This window comes from Streptomyces sp. TS71-3, assembly GCF_018327685.1.
Lineage (GTDB): Bacteria > Actinomycetota > Actinomycetes > Streptomycetales > Streptomycetaceae > Streptomyces.
Map to the genome: position 1 here is coordinate 3517561 of NZ_BNEL01000001.1, position 15603 is coordinate 3533163.

General features: G+C 72.9%; 6 protein-coding genes and 1 pseudogene. 3 read left to right on the forward strand and 4 right to left on the reverse strand.

From position 1 onward, the window contains the following. The first annotated feature begins 23 nt into the window (after window positions 1–23). Complete coding sequence (locus Sm713_RS14280; RefSeq protein ID WP_212910000.1) at window positions 24–4238, forward strand: ABC transporter ATP-binding protein; 4215 nt, start codon at window positions 24–26, stop codon at window positions 4236–4238. 60 nt (window positions 4239–4298) lie between these two features. Here the strand turns inward: Sm713_RS14280 and Sm713_RS14285 are convergent, their stop codons facing one another. Beyond that, window positions 4299–5918, reverse strand: a complete 1620-nt coding sequence (locus Sm713_RS14285) for a cytochrome bc complex cytochrome b subunit (protein WP_212910001.1) — start codon at window positions 5916–5918, stop codon at window positions 4299–4301. 367 nt (window positions 5919–6285) lie between these two features. Here Sm713_RS14285 and Sm713_RS14290 point away from each other — a divergent pair. Both Sm713_RS14290 and Sm713_RS14295 read left to right on the forward strand, forming a co-directional pair. Further along, window positions 6286–7716: pseudogene (locus Sm713_RS14290) on the forward strand (S28 family serine protease). 550 nt (window positions 7717–8266) lie between these two features. Beyond that, the gene (locus Sm713_RS14295) at window positions 8267–11149 is read left to right on the forward strand and encodes an XRE family transcriptional regulator (RefSeq protein WP_212910002.1); all 2883 of its coding nucleotides are present in this window, start codon (window positions 8267–8269) and stop codon (window positions 11147–11149) included. Between the two features lie 275 nt (window positions 11150–11424). Here the strand turns inward: Sm713_RS14295 and Sm713_RS14300 are convergent, their stop codons facing one another. The 3 genes from Sm713_RS14300 to Sm713_RS14310 form a co-directional block, all read right to left on the reverse strand. Next, window positions 11425–13170: a glycoside hydrolase family 3 protein gene (locus Sm713_RS14300; RefSeq protein ID WP_249416593.1), complete on the reverse strand. Its 1746-nt coding sequence runs from the start codon at window positions 13168–13170 to the stop codon at window positions 11425–11427. A gap of 377 nt (window positions 13171–13547) precedes the next feature. Continuing rightward, window positions 13548–14399: a VanZ family protein gene (locus Sm713_RS14305; RefSeq protein ID WP_308293165.1), complete on the reverse strand. Its 852-nt coding sequence runs from the start codon at window positions 14397–14399 to the stop codon at window positions 13548–13550. Between the two features lie 383 nt (window positions 14400–14782). Then, the gene (locus Sm713_RS14310) at window positions 14783–15583 is read right to left on the reverse strand and encodes a sugar phosphate isomerase/epimerase (protein ID WP_212910004.1); all 801 of its coding nucleotides are present in this window, start codon (window positions 15581–15583) and stop codon (window positions 14783–14785) included. Between the last annotated feature and the right edge of the window lie 20 nt (window positions 15584–15603).

The window sequence follows — 15603 nt, forward strand, 5'->3', positions numbered from 1 at the left end:
TGGAGGCGACGAGGAGGCACCGGGTGGCGGACACAGGGAGTGACGGCGGCAGTACGGGCGCCGAGGGCGAAGGCACGCAGGCGGGCTGGGCCAGGCGCCTTGCGGGGTACGCCCTGCGGTACCGCAGGGACGTCGTGCTCGCCCTGGGATCCTCGCTGGCGGGCATGGCCGTGACGGCCGTCGTCCCGCTGATCACCAAAGTGATCATCGACGACGTGATCGGCAGCCACACCCGCCCCATGGCCGTCTGGGTGGCCCTCTTCCTGGCCGGCGCCGTCGTGGTCTACGGCCTCGCCTTCGTCCGGCGCTACTACGGCGGCCGGCTCGCGCTCGACGTGCAGCACGACCTCCGTACGGAGATGTACGACACCCTCACCCGGCTGGACGGCCGCCGCCAGGACGAACTCTCCACCGGCCAGGTCGTCGGCCGCGCCACCAGCGACCTCCAGCTCATCCAGGGCCTGCTCTTCATGCTGCCGATGACCATCGGCAGCGTCCTCCTCTTCGTGATCTCCCTGGTCATCATGGCGTGGCTCTCCCCGCCGCTCACCCTCGTCGCGCTCGCCGTCGCCCCCGCCATCTGGTTCATAGCCAAGCGCAGCCGCGCCCGGCTGCACCCCGCCACCTGGTACGCCCAGGCCCAGGCCGCGGCCGTGGCGGGCGTGGTGGACGGCGCCGTGTCGGGGGTCAGGGTCGTCAAGGGGTTCGGCCAGGAGGAGCAGGAGACCGGCAAGCTCCGGCAGGTCGGCCGCAGGCTCTACGCGGGCCGCTTGCGCACCATCCGGCTGAACGCCAGGTACACCCCCGCCCTCCAGGCCGTCCCCGCGCTCGGACAGGTCGCCATGCTGGCGCTCGGCGGCTGGCTCGCCGTGCGCGGCCAGATCACCCTCGGCACCTTCGTCGCCTTCTCCACCTACCTCGCCCAGCTCATCGGCCCGGTGCGGATGCTCGCCGTGGTGCTCACCGTCGGCCAGCAGGCCCGCGCCGGCGTGGAACGCGTCCTGGAGCTGATCGACACCCGGCCCACCCTCACCGACGGCACCAAGGAACTGCCCGCCGACGCCGTGGCCACCGTCGAGTTCGACGACGTCACCTTCGCGTACGGCGACGGCCACGGCCCCCGGGTCCTCGACGGCCTCTCGTTCAGCATCGAGGCGGGGGAGACGGTCGCCGTCGTCGGCGCCTCCGGCTCCGGCAAGTCGACGCTCTCGCTGCTGCTGCCGCGCTTCTACGACGTGAACCGCGGCGCCGTCCTCGTCGGCGGCCACGACGTCCGCGAGCTGACCCTCGAATCCCTGCGTGCCGCGATCGGCCTCGTCCCGGAGGACAGCTTCCTGTTCTCCGACTCGGTCCGCGCCAACATCGCGTACGGCCGTCCGGACGCCACCCAGGAGGAGGTCGAGGCCGCCGCGCGCGCCGTCCAGGCCGACGGGTTCATCCAGGCGCTGCCCGACGGCTACGACACCAAGGTCGGCGAGCAGGGCCTCACCCTCTCCGGCGGGCAGCGCCAGCGCGTCGCGCTCGCCCGCGCGCTCCTCACCGACCCGCGGCTGCTCATCCTGGACGACGCCACCTCCGCGGTCGACGCCCGCGTCGAGCACGAGATCCACGACGCCCTGCGCGCGGTCATGGCACGCCGCTCGGGCACGGGTGCCGGTGCGGGTGCGGGCGTGACCGGCGCGGTCTCGGCTGATGTCGCCTCGGACACCGGCACGGTCACGGCCGAGGCGGCTTCGGGTACGGACACGGTCACGACCGGCGTCGCTTCGGGCGCCGACGCGCGCAGCACCCTCCTCATCGCCCACCGCCGCTCCACCCTCGGCCTCGCCGACCGGATCGCCGTACTGGAGGACGGCCGGCTCGCCGACATCGGCACCCACGACGAGCTGACCGCGCGCTCCCCCCTCTACCGCCGGCTGCTCACCGACCCCGACGAGCTGGCCGGTCCGTCCCCAGGCCACCGGCCGGCGCCGTCCGCCGCGCTCGCCGACGAGGTGTGCGACCGCACCGTCCGCGAGGAGCTGGACGCGGAGTTCGACGCCGAGCGCGGCATCACGCCCAGCCTGTGGACGGGCGACCGGGCGCCGAAGGACACCGCGCTCACCGGCATGCCCGCCACCCCCGAACTGCTCGACCAGGTCGACGCGCTGCCGCCGGCCACGGACGCCCCCGAGGTGGACGAGGCGGCGGCCGTGCAACCCGAGCCGTCGTACGGGCTGCGCAGGCTGCTGCGCGGCTTCGGCTCGCCGCTGCTGATCAGCCTCCTGATGGTCGCCGTCGACGCGGGCATGGGCCTGCTGCTGCCCGTCCTCATCCGGCACGGCATCGACGAGGGCGTCAACCGCCTCGCGCTCGCCGCCGTCTGGTCGGCCGCCGCGCTCGCGCTGGTCGCCGTCGTCGCGCAGTGGGGGGCGCAGATCGCCGAGACCCGGATGACCGGGCGCACCGGCGAACGGGTCCTCTACACGCTCCGGCTGAAGATCTTCGCCCAGCTCCAGCGGCTCGGGCTCGACTACTACGAGCGCGAGCTGTCCGGCCGGATCATGACCAGGATGACCACGGACGTGGACGCGCTCTCCAGCTTCCTGCAGACCGGCCTGGTCACCGCGTTCGTCTCGGTGCTCACCTTCTTCGGGATCATGGTCGCGCTGCTCGCGATCGACGTGCAGCTCGCCCTCGTGGTCTTCGCGACGCTGCCGCCGCTGCTGGCCGGCACCGTCGTCTTCCGCAGGAAGAGCAAGAGGGCGTACGAGCTCGCCCGCGAACGGGTCTCCATCGTCAACGCCGACCTTCAGGAGACCGTCGCGGGACTGAGGATCGTCCAGGCGTTCCGGCGGGAGCGGGCCGGGTCCGCGCGGTACGCGGAGCGCAGCCGTTCCTACCGGGCCGCCCGGGTGCGCGGGCAGCGGCTGATCTCGACGTACTTCCCGTTCGTCCAGCTGCTCTCCTCGGTGGCCGCCGCGCTCGTGCTGATCGTGGGCGCGGGCCGGGTGGAGGGCGCCACCCTGACCACCGGTGCGCTGGTCGCGTACCTGCTCTACATCGACCTGTTCTTCGCGCCGGTCCAGCAGCTCTCCCAGGTCTTCGACGGCTACCAGCAGGCGACCGTCTCCCTGGGCCGCATCCAGGAACTGCTGCAGGTCCCGACCTCCGTCGAGGAGCCGGCCGCACCCCGCGGCGTCGGGAGGGTGCGCGGGGAGATCGCCTTCGAGGACGTCGTGTTCGACTATGCCGCGAGCGACTCCGCCGACGGGGCGGGGGCCGATGGCGTGGTGGCGGATGCCGCCACCGACTCTGCCCTGACGAAGGTGGCGAACGTGCCGGACGTGCCGGACGGGGCGGACGTGGCTGACGGGATCGCGCGGCGCGGCGAGGCGGCGCTCCGCGGCGTCAGCCTGGTGATACCCGCCGGCCAGACCGTCGCCTTCGTCGGCGAGACCGGGGCGGGCAAGTCGACCCTGGTCAAGCTGGTGGCCAGGTTCTACGACCCGACGGGCGGACGGCTCACCGTCGACGGCACGGACATCCGCGAGCTGGACCTGACGGCGTACCGGCAGCGGCTCGGCGTCGTCCCCCAGGAGGCGTTCCTGTTCGCGGGCACGGTCCGCGACGCCATCGCCTACGGCAGGCCCGACGCGAGCGACGCCGACGTGGAGGCGGCGGCCCGCGCGGTCGGAGCGCACGACATGATCGCCACGCTGGAGGGCGGCTACCTGCACGAGGTCAACGAGCGGGGCCGCAACCTCTCGGCCGGGCAGCGGCAGCTGATCGCGCTGGCCCGCGCGGAGCTGGTCGATCCGGCGATCCTGCTGCTCGACGAGGCCACGGCGGCGCTGGACCTGGCCACCGAGGCGCAGGTCAACCAGGCCACCGACCGGCTCGCCGGGCGGCGCCGGGCCGCCGGGGCGGACACGGCGGCGGGCGACGGCCCGCGCACCGCCCACCCGTCGCCCGACCACCGCCCCCCATCGAGCGCTGTCGCGCGCACGACCCTGATCGTCGCCCACCGGCTCACCACCGCCGCGCGGGCCGACCGGGTGGTGGTGATGGACCACGGGCGTGTCGTGGAGGACGGCACGCACGACGAACTCGTCGCCGCGGGCGGGCACTACGCGCGCCTCTGGTACACGTTCCTGGGCGACGACGGCGCTTCGGCGCGGCTGCCGGAGGGGGTGCCGGGCGCCGGTGCCGGCGCCGGGCGCGGTCCCGGCCAGGAACCCGAGTCGGTCGGGGCCTGACGGGGGAGGGGCGCCTTCGGCGCCCGCGCCCGGTTGCCGAGGAGCGGCCCGCGGGCGCGGTCAGCGCTCCGTGTTGATCTCCTTGTACTCCTCGACCGTGGCCTTGGGGATCTGCGCGCCCTGCCCGTAGAAGATCCGGCTGAGCCTGACCCGCATGCGCTGCATGCGGCCGGGCTTCCCGTCCGGACCTCCCTCGCCGCCCTCCTGGCCCGTCCCGAAGGGTGCGTACTGGTCGTGGGACGTCAAGGTGTGCAGTTCGGCCCGGCTGAGTGGCTCGTGCACCTCGATGTACTCACCGTGCGACAGCCGTCTGATGACACCGGCCTCCCGGCCGTGCAGGACCTTGTGGCGGTCCCGGAGCTGGAGGCCCATGGCACACCGCTTCGTCACGACGTACACCAGGAGCGGGATGGCGAAGAGACCGACGCGCGAGGCCCACGTCACCGAATTGAGCGAGACATGGAAATGGGTGGCGATCAGATCGTTGCTGGAGCAGAGCAACGCCACCAGGTACGCGCTCATCCACGCCGCGCCCAGCCCCGTGCGCACCGGCCGGTTGCGGGCTCGGTCGATGAGGTGGTGCCCGCGATCGTCATCGGTGACCCAGGACTCGATGAACGGGTACGCACCCAGGGAGAGGAAGAGGACGGCGGCAGCCAGCAGCGGAATGAAGTTGTCGAGAGCGAGCGTATGGCCAAGGACATTGATCTCCCAGCCGGGCATGATTCTCAGCAGCCCGTCGACGACTCCCATGTACCAGTCGGGCTGAGATCCCGCGAAGGCCTGATCGGGGCGGAAAGGGCCGTATTGCCAGATGGGGTTGATCTGCGCGATCGACGCGATGGTGAAGATGATTCCCGAGAGCAGGAAGAGAAATCCCGTTGATTTCGCCGCATAGACCCACACCGACATGCCGACCGCGATTCTGCTCGTGCGTCCGGGTCCGGGATACTGCGTGTGCCCGTGATAGAGAGCCAGGCCCATGTGGGCGGCGATCAGCCCCACCATGAGGCCGGGGATCAGCAGGATGTGAACGGTGTTGAACCGGGCCACCAGCTCGGTCCCCGGGAACTCTCCCCCGAAGATGAACATGGACGCGTACGTGCCGACGACGGGTACGGAGAGGATCGCGCCGTTCACGACGGCGAGGCCCGTACCGGAAAGCTGGTCGTCTCCCAGGTCGTATCCGGTCAGGCCCTCGAACATGGCCAGGATCAGCAGCAGGAAGCCGAACACCCAGTTGAGTTCGCGCGGCTTCCGGAAGGCTCCGGTGAAGAAAACCCTCAGCATGTGCACGAAAATGCCGGCGATGAAGATCAGGGTCGCCCAGTGGTGGGCCTGGCGGATCAGCAGGCCGCCCCGGACGTCGAAGGAGATGTGCAGGGTCGAGCGGAAGGCCTCCGACATGATCTGGCCGTGCAGCGGGGTGTACCTGCCGTGGTACACCACCTCGTTCATCGAGGGGTGGAAGTACAACGACAGGAAGACACCCGTGACGACGAGGATGAGGAAGCTGTAGAGGCAGATCTCTCCGATCATGAAAGACCAGTGGTCGGGAAATGCCGTTCGCATGACGGTCTTCGCAAGACCGTAGACGCCCAGCCGGCCGTCGGCCCAGTCGGCCGCCCTTTTCCCCCTGCCGCCGCGCCGCGATTCCCCACGTCGGCTCTCGGTACTCATCTCACCACTCGTTTCGTGATACATGCACAGCGCGTCACGTCGGGTCGTCCTTCGGCGGGCGGTACCTCCCTCGGCGGGCGAGTTCCTCCCTCGACGGGCGGCCTTGCCGAGGTGGGACTCGGACGACATCGACCGGCGCACTCTGCAAGGCATGATCGACGCTCCCCGCGCGCCCCCGCGGACGCGACACGCCTTTTCGACATCCGCGCTGACCACGGGTCAGCACTTCGTTTCCGGTAGCCGGTCTCTCGTGTGAACACCGGGCCGGCGGGGTCGGTCGCGTACTGGGAGGCGGCCGGACCTCCGCTAGGTTCGCGCACGCATTCGTGCATCCACCCGCGACCGCGGGCGAACCGGAGGAGAGTGCATGCGCAAGGCTGTCAGATGGCTGCTGGCGTTCGCGGTGCTGATCGGCACCCTGGCACGCTCGGCAGCGCAACGAGCCCGGCGGAGGCCGCCGTCCCCGCCGCCACCCAGGGCACCACCGACATCAAGGACCGGCTCCTCGCCATCCCGGGCATGAGCCTGATCGAGGAGAAGCCGTACGACGGCTACCGGTACTTCGTCCTCGCCTACACGCAGCCGGTGGACCACCGGCACCCCGGCCGGGGCACCTTCCAGCAGCGTCTGACAGTCCTGCACAAGGACGTCAGCCGCCCCACCGTCTTCTACACCAGCGGCTACGACGTCTCGACCGACCCGAGCCGCGCCGAGCCGACCAAGATCGTGGACGGCAACCAGGTCTCCCTGGAGTACCGGTACTTCACGCCGTCACGCCCGAGCCCCACCGACTGGACCAAGCTCGACATCTGGCAGGCGGCCAGCGACCAGCACCGCATCTTCGAGGCGCTGAAGCCGATCTACGGCCACAAGTGGCTGGCACCGGAGGCTCCAAGGGCGGCATGACCGCCACCTACTTCGAGCGGTTCTACCCGCACGACATGGACGGCGTCGTCGCCTACGTCGCGCCGAACGACGTCGTCAACGACGAGGACTCTGCGTACGACGCGTTCTTCGAGCAGGTCGGCACCCCCGAGTGCCGCGACTCGCTCAACGCGGTCCAGCGCGAGGCGCTGCTGCGGCGCGCCCCGCTGGAGAAGATGTACGCCGACTACGCCGCCGCGAACGGCTACACGTTCAGCACCGTCGGCAGCCTGGACAAGGCCTTCGAGTCCGTCGTCCTGGACCTGGTGTGGGGCTTCTGGCAGTACCACCTGCTGTCCGAGTGCTCCGCCGTGCCGGACGCCGCGACGGTCTCCGACCAGGCGCTCTTCGACTACGTCGACGACATCTCCGGCTGGTCGTTCTACACCGACCAGGGACTCGCGCCGTACACGCCGTACTACTATCAGGCCGGCACCCAGCTCGGCGCGCCCGACATCGCGCTGCCGCACCTGAAGGGCCTCATGCGGTACGGCTACCAGCCGCCGCGGAGCTACGTGCCGCGGTCCATCCCGATGCGGTTCGACTCGTCGGCGATGCGTGACGTCGACCGCTGGGTGCAGCGGCACGCCACCCGGATGCTCTACGTCTACGGGCAGAACGACCCGTGGGGTGCCGAGCGCTTCCGGCTCGGTTCCGGCGCGCGGGACTCGTACGTCTTCACGGCGCCGGGCGCGAACCACGGTGCCAAGGTCGCCGGCCTCGAACCGGAGCAGCAGGCCAAGGCCACGGCCCGCATCCTGGCCTGGGCAGGGGTGGCCCCGCGGCCGTCACCGAGAACCCCTCGGCGGCCCGGCCGCTGGCGGCTCCCGACGCCCGGCTCGACCGCCCGGACGTCCGGCACGAGCCGCACTGACCCGCACGCGACGAAGCACGGACCCCTGGGTCGCACCGTCCCCCCAGGGCCGCGACCCGCTGTCCGGGCCTTTCGGCCCGGACAGCGGCCGTCCCCCCGAGGCCCCTCGACTCCCGGCGAGGGGCCTCGCCCCTTGAGTGGTCCGTGGCCCTCGCACCGAGCCGGCCCTCCCGTCCATCCCCCCCCCGTCGGACAGGCGGACAGGCCGGCTCGGAGACGTGCGCCGGCCTACCGGCGTCCCCCGGCCGGCTCGCAGGCGGGCGCGCTGGTGGTGGTCTGCCGGGCGGCCGCCATGACCTGGTTGCTGCGTAGCCTCACGGTGCTGTCCTCCTTCGAGGGGGTGGCGGGCCGGAGCCCGCCGCATGTCCCGGGAGCCCGGTGGCGGTGCGTGCGGAGATGGGCACGCCCGGCCGGCCGGGGTCCTCGTCGGACGTCAGGTCTAGCCCATGAGAATTGTTCGGGCTCGGCGGCCGGGAGCCGAACAATCGGATCGTGGAAAATATGACGCCTGTAAGGGGCCGTGATCGGGCGAACTGGGGGTGCGGGCCGGATGCCGAGATACGAACGTCCACTGGAGACGGAGGGCGGACCGCTGCTGGAGTTCGCCGAGAGACTGCGCGGGGTGCGCCGGAACGCCGGCAACCCCACCTACCGCGAACTCGCCGAGCGCGCCCACTATTCCGTCTCGACGCTCTCCGCCGCGGCCGACGGCCGCCGCCTGCCGACGCTGGCGGTGACGCTCGCCTACGTGGGGGCATGCGGCGGCGACCTGCCCGAGTGGGAGCGCACCTGGCACGCGACCGCGTCCGCGCTGGACACCCCCGAGCCGGCGGAGGAGCCCCCGGCCGCGGACGCGGTCAGGCCCCCGTACGCGGGTCTCGCGGCGTTCCAGCCCGAGGACGCCGACTGGTTCTTCGGACGTGAGCGGCTGGTGCAGGAACTGGCCGAGAAGCTGCGGCGGCACCGCTTCGTCGCGGTGCTGGGCGCCTCCGGATCCGGCAAGTCGTCACTGCTGCGGGCCGGCCTGGTGCCGCGGCTGGCGCGGGCGGTGGTGTTCACGCCGGGCCCGCGGCCGCTGGAGGAGGCCGCCATACAGCTCAGCGCGCTCGGCGGCGGCAGCCCCGGCGCGCTCTGCGCGGAACTGTCCGAGGATCCGGCCAACCTCCACCGGGTGCTGCGGAAGATCCAGGTGTCCGAGGGGCCCGAGACCGAACTCGTCCTCGTCGTCGACCAGTTCGAGGAGCTGTTCACGCAGGGCGCCGGGCCGCCGGAGGTGGCGGCGTTCGTCGAGGCGCTGGCGACCGCCGCGGGCGCGGCCACCAGCCGGTGCAGGGTGGTGCTGGGCGTGCGCGCCGACTTCTACGCTCACTGCACCCGCCACCCCCGGCTGCTGGAGGTGCTGCGCGACGCCGTGGTGCCGGTGGGGCCGATGAGCCTGGAGGAGCTGCGCAGGGCGATCGTGCGGCCCGCCGTCCGGTCCGGGCTGACCGTCGAGGGCGCGCTGCTCGCGACGCTCACCGCGCAGGCGCACGGCCGGTCCGGCGTGCTGCCGCTGCTGTCGCACGCGCTGTCCGAGACCTGGCGGCGCCGCCGCGGCAACGCGCTCACCCTGGCCGGCTTCGAGGCCAGCGGCGGCCTGGAGGGAGCCCTCGCCCGCACCGCGGAACGCTTCCACGCCCGCCTGACGGCACCGCAGCGCGACATCGCCCGCCATGTGTTCACCCGGCTGACGGCGCTCGGCGACGGCACCGAGGACACCCGGCGCCGGGTGCCGGTCGCCGAGTGGGACCCCACCCCCGACACCACCGCCGTCCTGGAGGCGGCGGCCGCGGCACGCCTGCTGACCCTGGACCGGGACCAGGCCGAGCTGACCCACGAGGCGCTGATCCGCTGCTGGCCCCGGCTGCACGGCTGGCTGACCGACGACCGCGAGGCGCTGCGCACCCAGCGGCAGCTCACCTCGGCCGTGGAGGTGTGGGAGTCGCTCGGCCGGGACCCCGAGGCGCTCTTCAGAGGCGCCCGGCTGGCCACCGCCCGGCGCCTGACCGGCGGCCTGACGGCACGCGAGAAGGAGTTCCTGGCGGCCGGCGCCCGCGCGGAGGAGGAGAGCGAGCGACTGAGCCAGCGGCGCAGCCGGCGGATGCGCCAGCTCGTGGCGCTGCTGACCGTGCTGCTGGTGCTCGCGGTCGGCTCCGCGGCCACCGCCGTGCGCGCCCGCAGCGAGCTGGCCCAGCAGCGTGACGCGTCGCTGGCCCGGGAGGTCGCCGGCGAGGCGGTGGCGCTGCGCTCGACGCAGCCGGCGCTGGCCGGCCAGCTCGCCCTGGCCGCCTACCGGCTCGCGCCCGCCGACGCCACCCGCAGCGCGCTGCTCAGCAGCCAGGCCGTGGACCTTCCGGCGCGCCCCGGGCAGCCCGGCCACACCCAGAGCGTCTCGGCGGTGGCGTTCAGCCCCGACGGGCGGCTGGTGGCCACCGGCAGCTTCGACCACACCGTGCGGTTGTGGGACCTCCGCGATCCCCTGCACCCCGTCCCGCTACCGGGGGTCCTCACCCACGCCGACGTCGTCAGCGGCCTCGCGTTCAGCCCGGACGGGCGGTATCTGGCCACGGTGGGCCGGGAGCGGACCGTGCGGGTGTTCAGCCTGGCCGACCCGCGGGGGCCGCGGCTGCTGGCCGGCCTCACCGGCCACCGGGACGTGGTCTTCTCGGTGGCGTTCAGCCCGGACGGGCGACTGCTCGCCACGGGCAGCTACGACCACACCGTCCGCCTCTGGGACGTCCACGACCCGTCCCGGGCCAGGCCCCTGGCGGTCCTCACCGGCCATCACCTCAACGTCAAGCCGGTCGCGTTCAGCCCCGACGGGCACACGCTCGTCTCCGGCAGCGACGACCGCACCCTGCGGCTCTGGGACATCACCGACCCCGCCGACCCCCACACCCTCAGCGTGCTCACCGGCCACCAGGACTTCGTGGACGCCGCCGTCTTCAGCCCCGACGGGCACACCCTCGCCTCCGGCAGCGACGACCACACCATCCGGCTCTGGGACGTCCGCGACCTCCGCCATCCGCGGCGGCTCGCGGTGGTCTCCGGTCACGCCGACGTCGTCACCGCATTGGCCTTCAGCCCGGACGGCCGCCGCCTGCTCAGCGGCAGCAACGACCGCACGGCGCGCATCACCGACCTCACCGACCCGCGGCGGCCCCGCCTCACGAACGTCCTCACCGGCCACTTGGGAGCCGTGAACTCGGTCGCCTTCAGCCCCGACGGGAGGCACCTGCTCACCGGCAGCTCCGACCACACCGCCCGGCTGTGGCTGCCCAACCTGGACGAGGCACGGTCCCAGGTCTGTGCCCACTCCGAGCGGCCGCTCAGCCAGGGGCAGTGGCGCACGTACTTTCCCGACCTGGCGTATCAGCCGCCTTGTGGAGGGTGACGCTGCCGGGCGTCGGCGGTGCGCACCGGGGGCGCGGGGAACTGCGCGAGCAACCACCCACCTGCCGGTGGTCCGGATGCGACGTCATCTGCCCCTTCGGGACGGTCACGACCTGACGTCCCCCACCACCTGAAGGGCGTGGGAGGCGCCCCCAGTCGTGGCTGGTTCGGCCCACGTGGCGGAGCCGCACATTGGCACAGGCCCCTGGGCGGACCCGGGGTGGCCGTCGGCACCGCGGGGCACGGGCCGTCGGGGGACGGCCCGTGCGCGAGGGGTCAGTACGAGAGGCCGTACCCGATCGGGTAGAGGCTCTTCGCCGGGTCGTCCGCGGTGGGCACCGCGACCGGCAGCTTGCCGCGGGGCCTGGCGCGGCCGGCGATGACCCGGACGGCGGCGCGCAGTTCCACGTCCGTCCAGGAGTACGCGGCCAGGACCGCCTTGGCGCCCGGCACGTACGCCGCGTCGTACGGGTTGCGGATCGCGAGGACGATCACCGGGACGCCCGTGGCGACGAGCGCCTGGACCAGGGTGCGCTGCGAACCGCTCGCCGTGACGTTGTACGTGCCGACGACCACCGCGTCCTTGCCGGCCGCCGCGGCGACCGCCTGGTCGATCACGGCCTGGGACGGGTTGCCGCTCGCGCCCGTGGACAGCGCGGTGGCCTTGAAGCCCAGCTCCGTGAAGGCCTTGGCGAGGACGGTGCTGGGCGGGCCCGTGGTGCCGGACGGGGAGGCCGGGTCGGCACCCACGACGAGGACGTCGTCGCTCGTGCGCCGCGACAGCGGCAGCACCCGCTCCTCGTTGACCAGCAGGGTCGTGGTGTGCTCCGCGATCCGGTCGGCCGCGGCCAGGTGCGCCCGGGAGCCGACGATGCGGTCCACGCCGGACTGCGTGACGTAGGGCGCCGTGAACAGGTCCCGGCGCGCCTTCATCCGCAGGATGCGCAGGATCGACTCGTCGAGCCGGTCCTCCGCCAGCTCACCGCCCTTGACCGCGTCCAGGACCGCGTGCCAGGCGAGGTCCAGGTCCGGCGGGTTGAGGAGCTGGTCGACGCCCGCCTTGAGCGCCAGTACCGGCACCCGCTCGTCACCGTACTTCTCGCGGACGCCGGCCATGCCGAGCGAGTCCGTGATCACCACGCCGTCGTAGCCGAGCTCGCCGCGGAGGATGCCGGAGAGGATGGGCGTGGAGAGGGTGGCCGGGTCGCCGGAGGCGTCGAGCGCCGGGACCATGATGTGGGCGGTCATCACGGAGTCGATGCCCGCCGCGATGGCCGCGCGGAACGGCGGCGCGTCCAGGGTGTCCCACTGCTCGCGGGTGTGCTGGATGACCGGGAAGCCGAAGTGGCTGTCGGTCGCGGTGTCGCCGTGCCCGGGGAAGTGCTTGGAGGTGCTGGCGATGCCCGCGCTCTGGTAGCCCTTCACCTGCGCCGCGACCAGCCCCGCCACCGCCTCGGGGTCGGCGCCGAAGGAACGCACGCCGATCACCGGGTTGGCCGGGTTCACGTTGACGTCGGCGTCCGGGGCGTAGTCCTGCCGGATGCCGAGGGCGCGCAGCTCGGTGCCGCCGATCCGGGCGGCCTCCCGCGCGTCGGAGCGCGAGCCGCCCGCGCCGAGCGCCATCGCGCCGGGCATCAGGGTCGCGGGGACGCCGACGCGCTCGACGATCCCGTACTCCTGGTCGGTGGCGATCAGCAGCGGCAGGCCGCGCGGCTGGGTCAGGCCGGCCCGCTGGATGCCGTTGGAGAGGTCGGCGATCTGGTGCGGGTTCTGCGTGTTGTGCGCCCAGGCGAAGTAGATGATCCCGCCGACGCGGTACTTGGCGATGAGCTCGGCGGCCGTCCCGACCCCGATCTCGGTCATGTTGGCGTCGATGTCGGCCTGGTCGGGGTCCGTGGCGGAGGCGCCGTAGACCCGCATGACGAACACCTGGCCGACCTTCTCCTCCAGGGTCATCCCGGAGATGAGCTTCTTCAGCTCGGTGTCGTCGGGGCGGCGGTTGAAGGTACCCGTGGTGCCCATGGTGCCCGCGGCCTTGGCGCCGGTGGCGGCGGTGGCCTGGACGGTGCCGGTGGCGGCAAGCGCGGCCGCACCCGCCGTGACGGCGAGCAGGCCCCGTCTGGTGGGGCCGGTGTGTCGGAACTGCACGTGCGCTCCTTCCGGAGAGGAGGACCGGTGACCCGGAGAGCGTCGGACGATGGTGTGTACGGCAAGCGGTGGCGAGCGACTGGTGAAGGAAACTTCCGAGAACGATCGATAGACCGAAAATAATTTACGGTCAAGAGCGCGCGCACGCGGAGCGGTTGGAGAGGAGGCGAACCTACGACGGGCGGATGGCGGGTGGCAGACGCCCCGGAGCGGGTCGGGTCCGGGGCGCGGCGCCGGGGACCGGGCGCGTGTCAGTCGGCGGTGGCCCGCTTGGGCTTCGTGAAGCGGTGCCACCAGTGGGCGCGGCGGGGGTGGACGGCGCGGCCCACCCGCCGTCCCAGGATGAGATAGCCGACCAGCGAGCCCGCGGTGTTGAGGATGACGTCGTCGATGTCGAAGGCCCGGCCGGCGACCAGCGAACCCTGCGCCAGCTCCACCAGGAGCATCACCGCCGCCGTGATCCCCGCCACCCGCAGCAGCCCGTGGGCCTTCGGGAAGAGCACCGGCAGCAGCAGCCCGAACGGCACGCCCAGCACGATGTTGCCGCCGATCTGCTTCACCGTCTCCCGGAACGCGGGCTGGTCGACGTACGTGCGGATGGAACTGCCCGGGTGGAGGTTGCTGTGCGTCAGCGGCACCGAGGCGGGCGAGGGCACGAGCGTCACCTTCGCCAGCACCACCGCGAAGCCGACCATCGCCGCGAACGCCACCAGCATCACGAGCACCCGCACCGCGGCGTGCACCGGCGGCGCCGTCCGGGCACCCGCGGCGGCACCGGCGGACCCGGCCGCGCCGCTCCCGGCCCGCTTACCCGACGCGGCGGACCCCTTGGGCCGCCTCGACGCGGCCGCCTTCACCGACTTGGCCGATTTCACCACCTTGTCCGACGCGGACCGCCTGCCCGAGCCGGACGTCTTCGACGCCGTCTTGGAGGAGCCTCCGGCCTTGCCCGCGTCGCCGTCCTTGCCGGACCGCCACCCCCGGCGCGTGCCCTGCCCCTTCGCCGCCTTGCCGCTCCGTGCCTTCGTCTTGGTGCCCTTCCCACCCTTCGGACGGGCCGTCTTGCCGATCTCGAAACCGAACAGCCTTACTTTGCGCGCCACACGAAACCCCAAGTTCAGGGCGGTCCCCCTGGTCTCCGGAGGCCGCCTCGCCTGTGCCCTGTCGCTTGCCAGGCAGTTACCCGAAGCCCGCTGCCGCACGCGTCGCACCGGCCGGCCGGTGGCCCGCGGCGCCTGCTCCTGGCCGGAACGGGTGCCTGGACGGCGCCGGGCTCCGCTCCCGCCCGGCTCCGTCCGCCGGGCGTCGCTCCCGCCCGGAGACGGCGGGCGGGCGGCCCAGCGGACGCGGGCGGCCCGAGGGGCGGGGCGGCCGAGGACGCGGGGTCGGCCGGGGAAGCGAGGTCGGTCCGGGAAGCGGGGTCGGCCGAGGGTGCCGGGTCGGCCCGTGCGGGGTCAGCCAAGGACGCGGGCCCGGCCTCCTGGAGTCACGCCGCCTCGGTGAGCAGCCGGGTCAGGTGCTCGCGGCCCTGGGTGAGCAGCGGCGGCAGTGGCTGCGCGTGCTCGTACCAGCGCTTCTCGTACTCCCAGCAGAGCCAGCCCTCCCAGCCCGCACGGCTGAGCACCTCCACGCACTCGCCGAGCGGCAGCACCCCGGCGCCCAGCGGGACCGGTGTGGTGTCCTCGGCGGAGGCGATGTCCTTGACCTGCACGTAGCCGAGGTGCGGGGAGAGCGCGGCGAAGGTGTCCTGGGGCTGCTCGCCTCCGAGCCAGGTGTGCATCACGTCCCACAGCGAGCCGACCTGGCCGTGCCCGACCTGACCCAGGACACGGATGGCGTCCGCGCCCGTGCGGTGCGAGTCGTGGGTCTCCAGCAGGACCCTGACGCCGCGCTCGCCGGCGTACTCGGCGACCGTGCCCAGCCGCCGGGCGGCCGTGGCATCGGCCTCCTCGCGGGACTGGTCGGTGCCGCCGCCCGGGAAGACCCGGATGTAGGGCGCGCCCAGGTCGTGCGCGAGGTCGAGCAGGGCCCGGATCTCCGCCAGCACGGCCTCGTCGTCGCCGGGTGCGGCCACGCGGGCGTACCCCGCGATCCCCGCGATCTCGATGCCGCGCTCCTGGAAGAGGGCGACGGCCTCGGATCTTTCGGCCGGACCGATGCCCGGGTGCACGGGCTCGTCGGGGTGGGCGCGCAGTTCCACGCCGTGGTAGCCGTGGTCCGCCGCGAGCCATGCCACGTCGGAGACGGGGAGTCCGGGTACGCCGAGAGTGGAGAACGCCAGTTTCATGCAGCGGACACTATCCGCCC

What these genes read in the sequence shown, in the direction of transcription:
- Sm713_RS14285 (WP_212910001.1), bottom strand. Translation starts at nt 5,918, where the DNA reads ATGAGTACCGAGAGCCGACGTGGGGAATCGCGGCGCGGCGGCAGGGGG.
- Sm713_RS14295 (WP_212910002.1), top strand. Translation starts at nt 8,267, where the DNA reads ATGCCGAGATACGAACGTCCACTGGAGACGGAGGGCGGACCGCTGCTG.
- Sm713_RS14300 (WP_249416593.1), bottom strand. Translation starts at nt 13,170, where the DNA reads ATGGGCACCACGGGTACCTTCAACCGCCGCCCCGACGACACCGAGCTG.
- Sm713_RS14310 (WP_212910004.1), bottom strand. Translation starts at nt 15,583, where the DNA reads ATGAAACTGGCGTTCTCCACTCTCGGCGTACCCGGACTCCCCGTCTCC.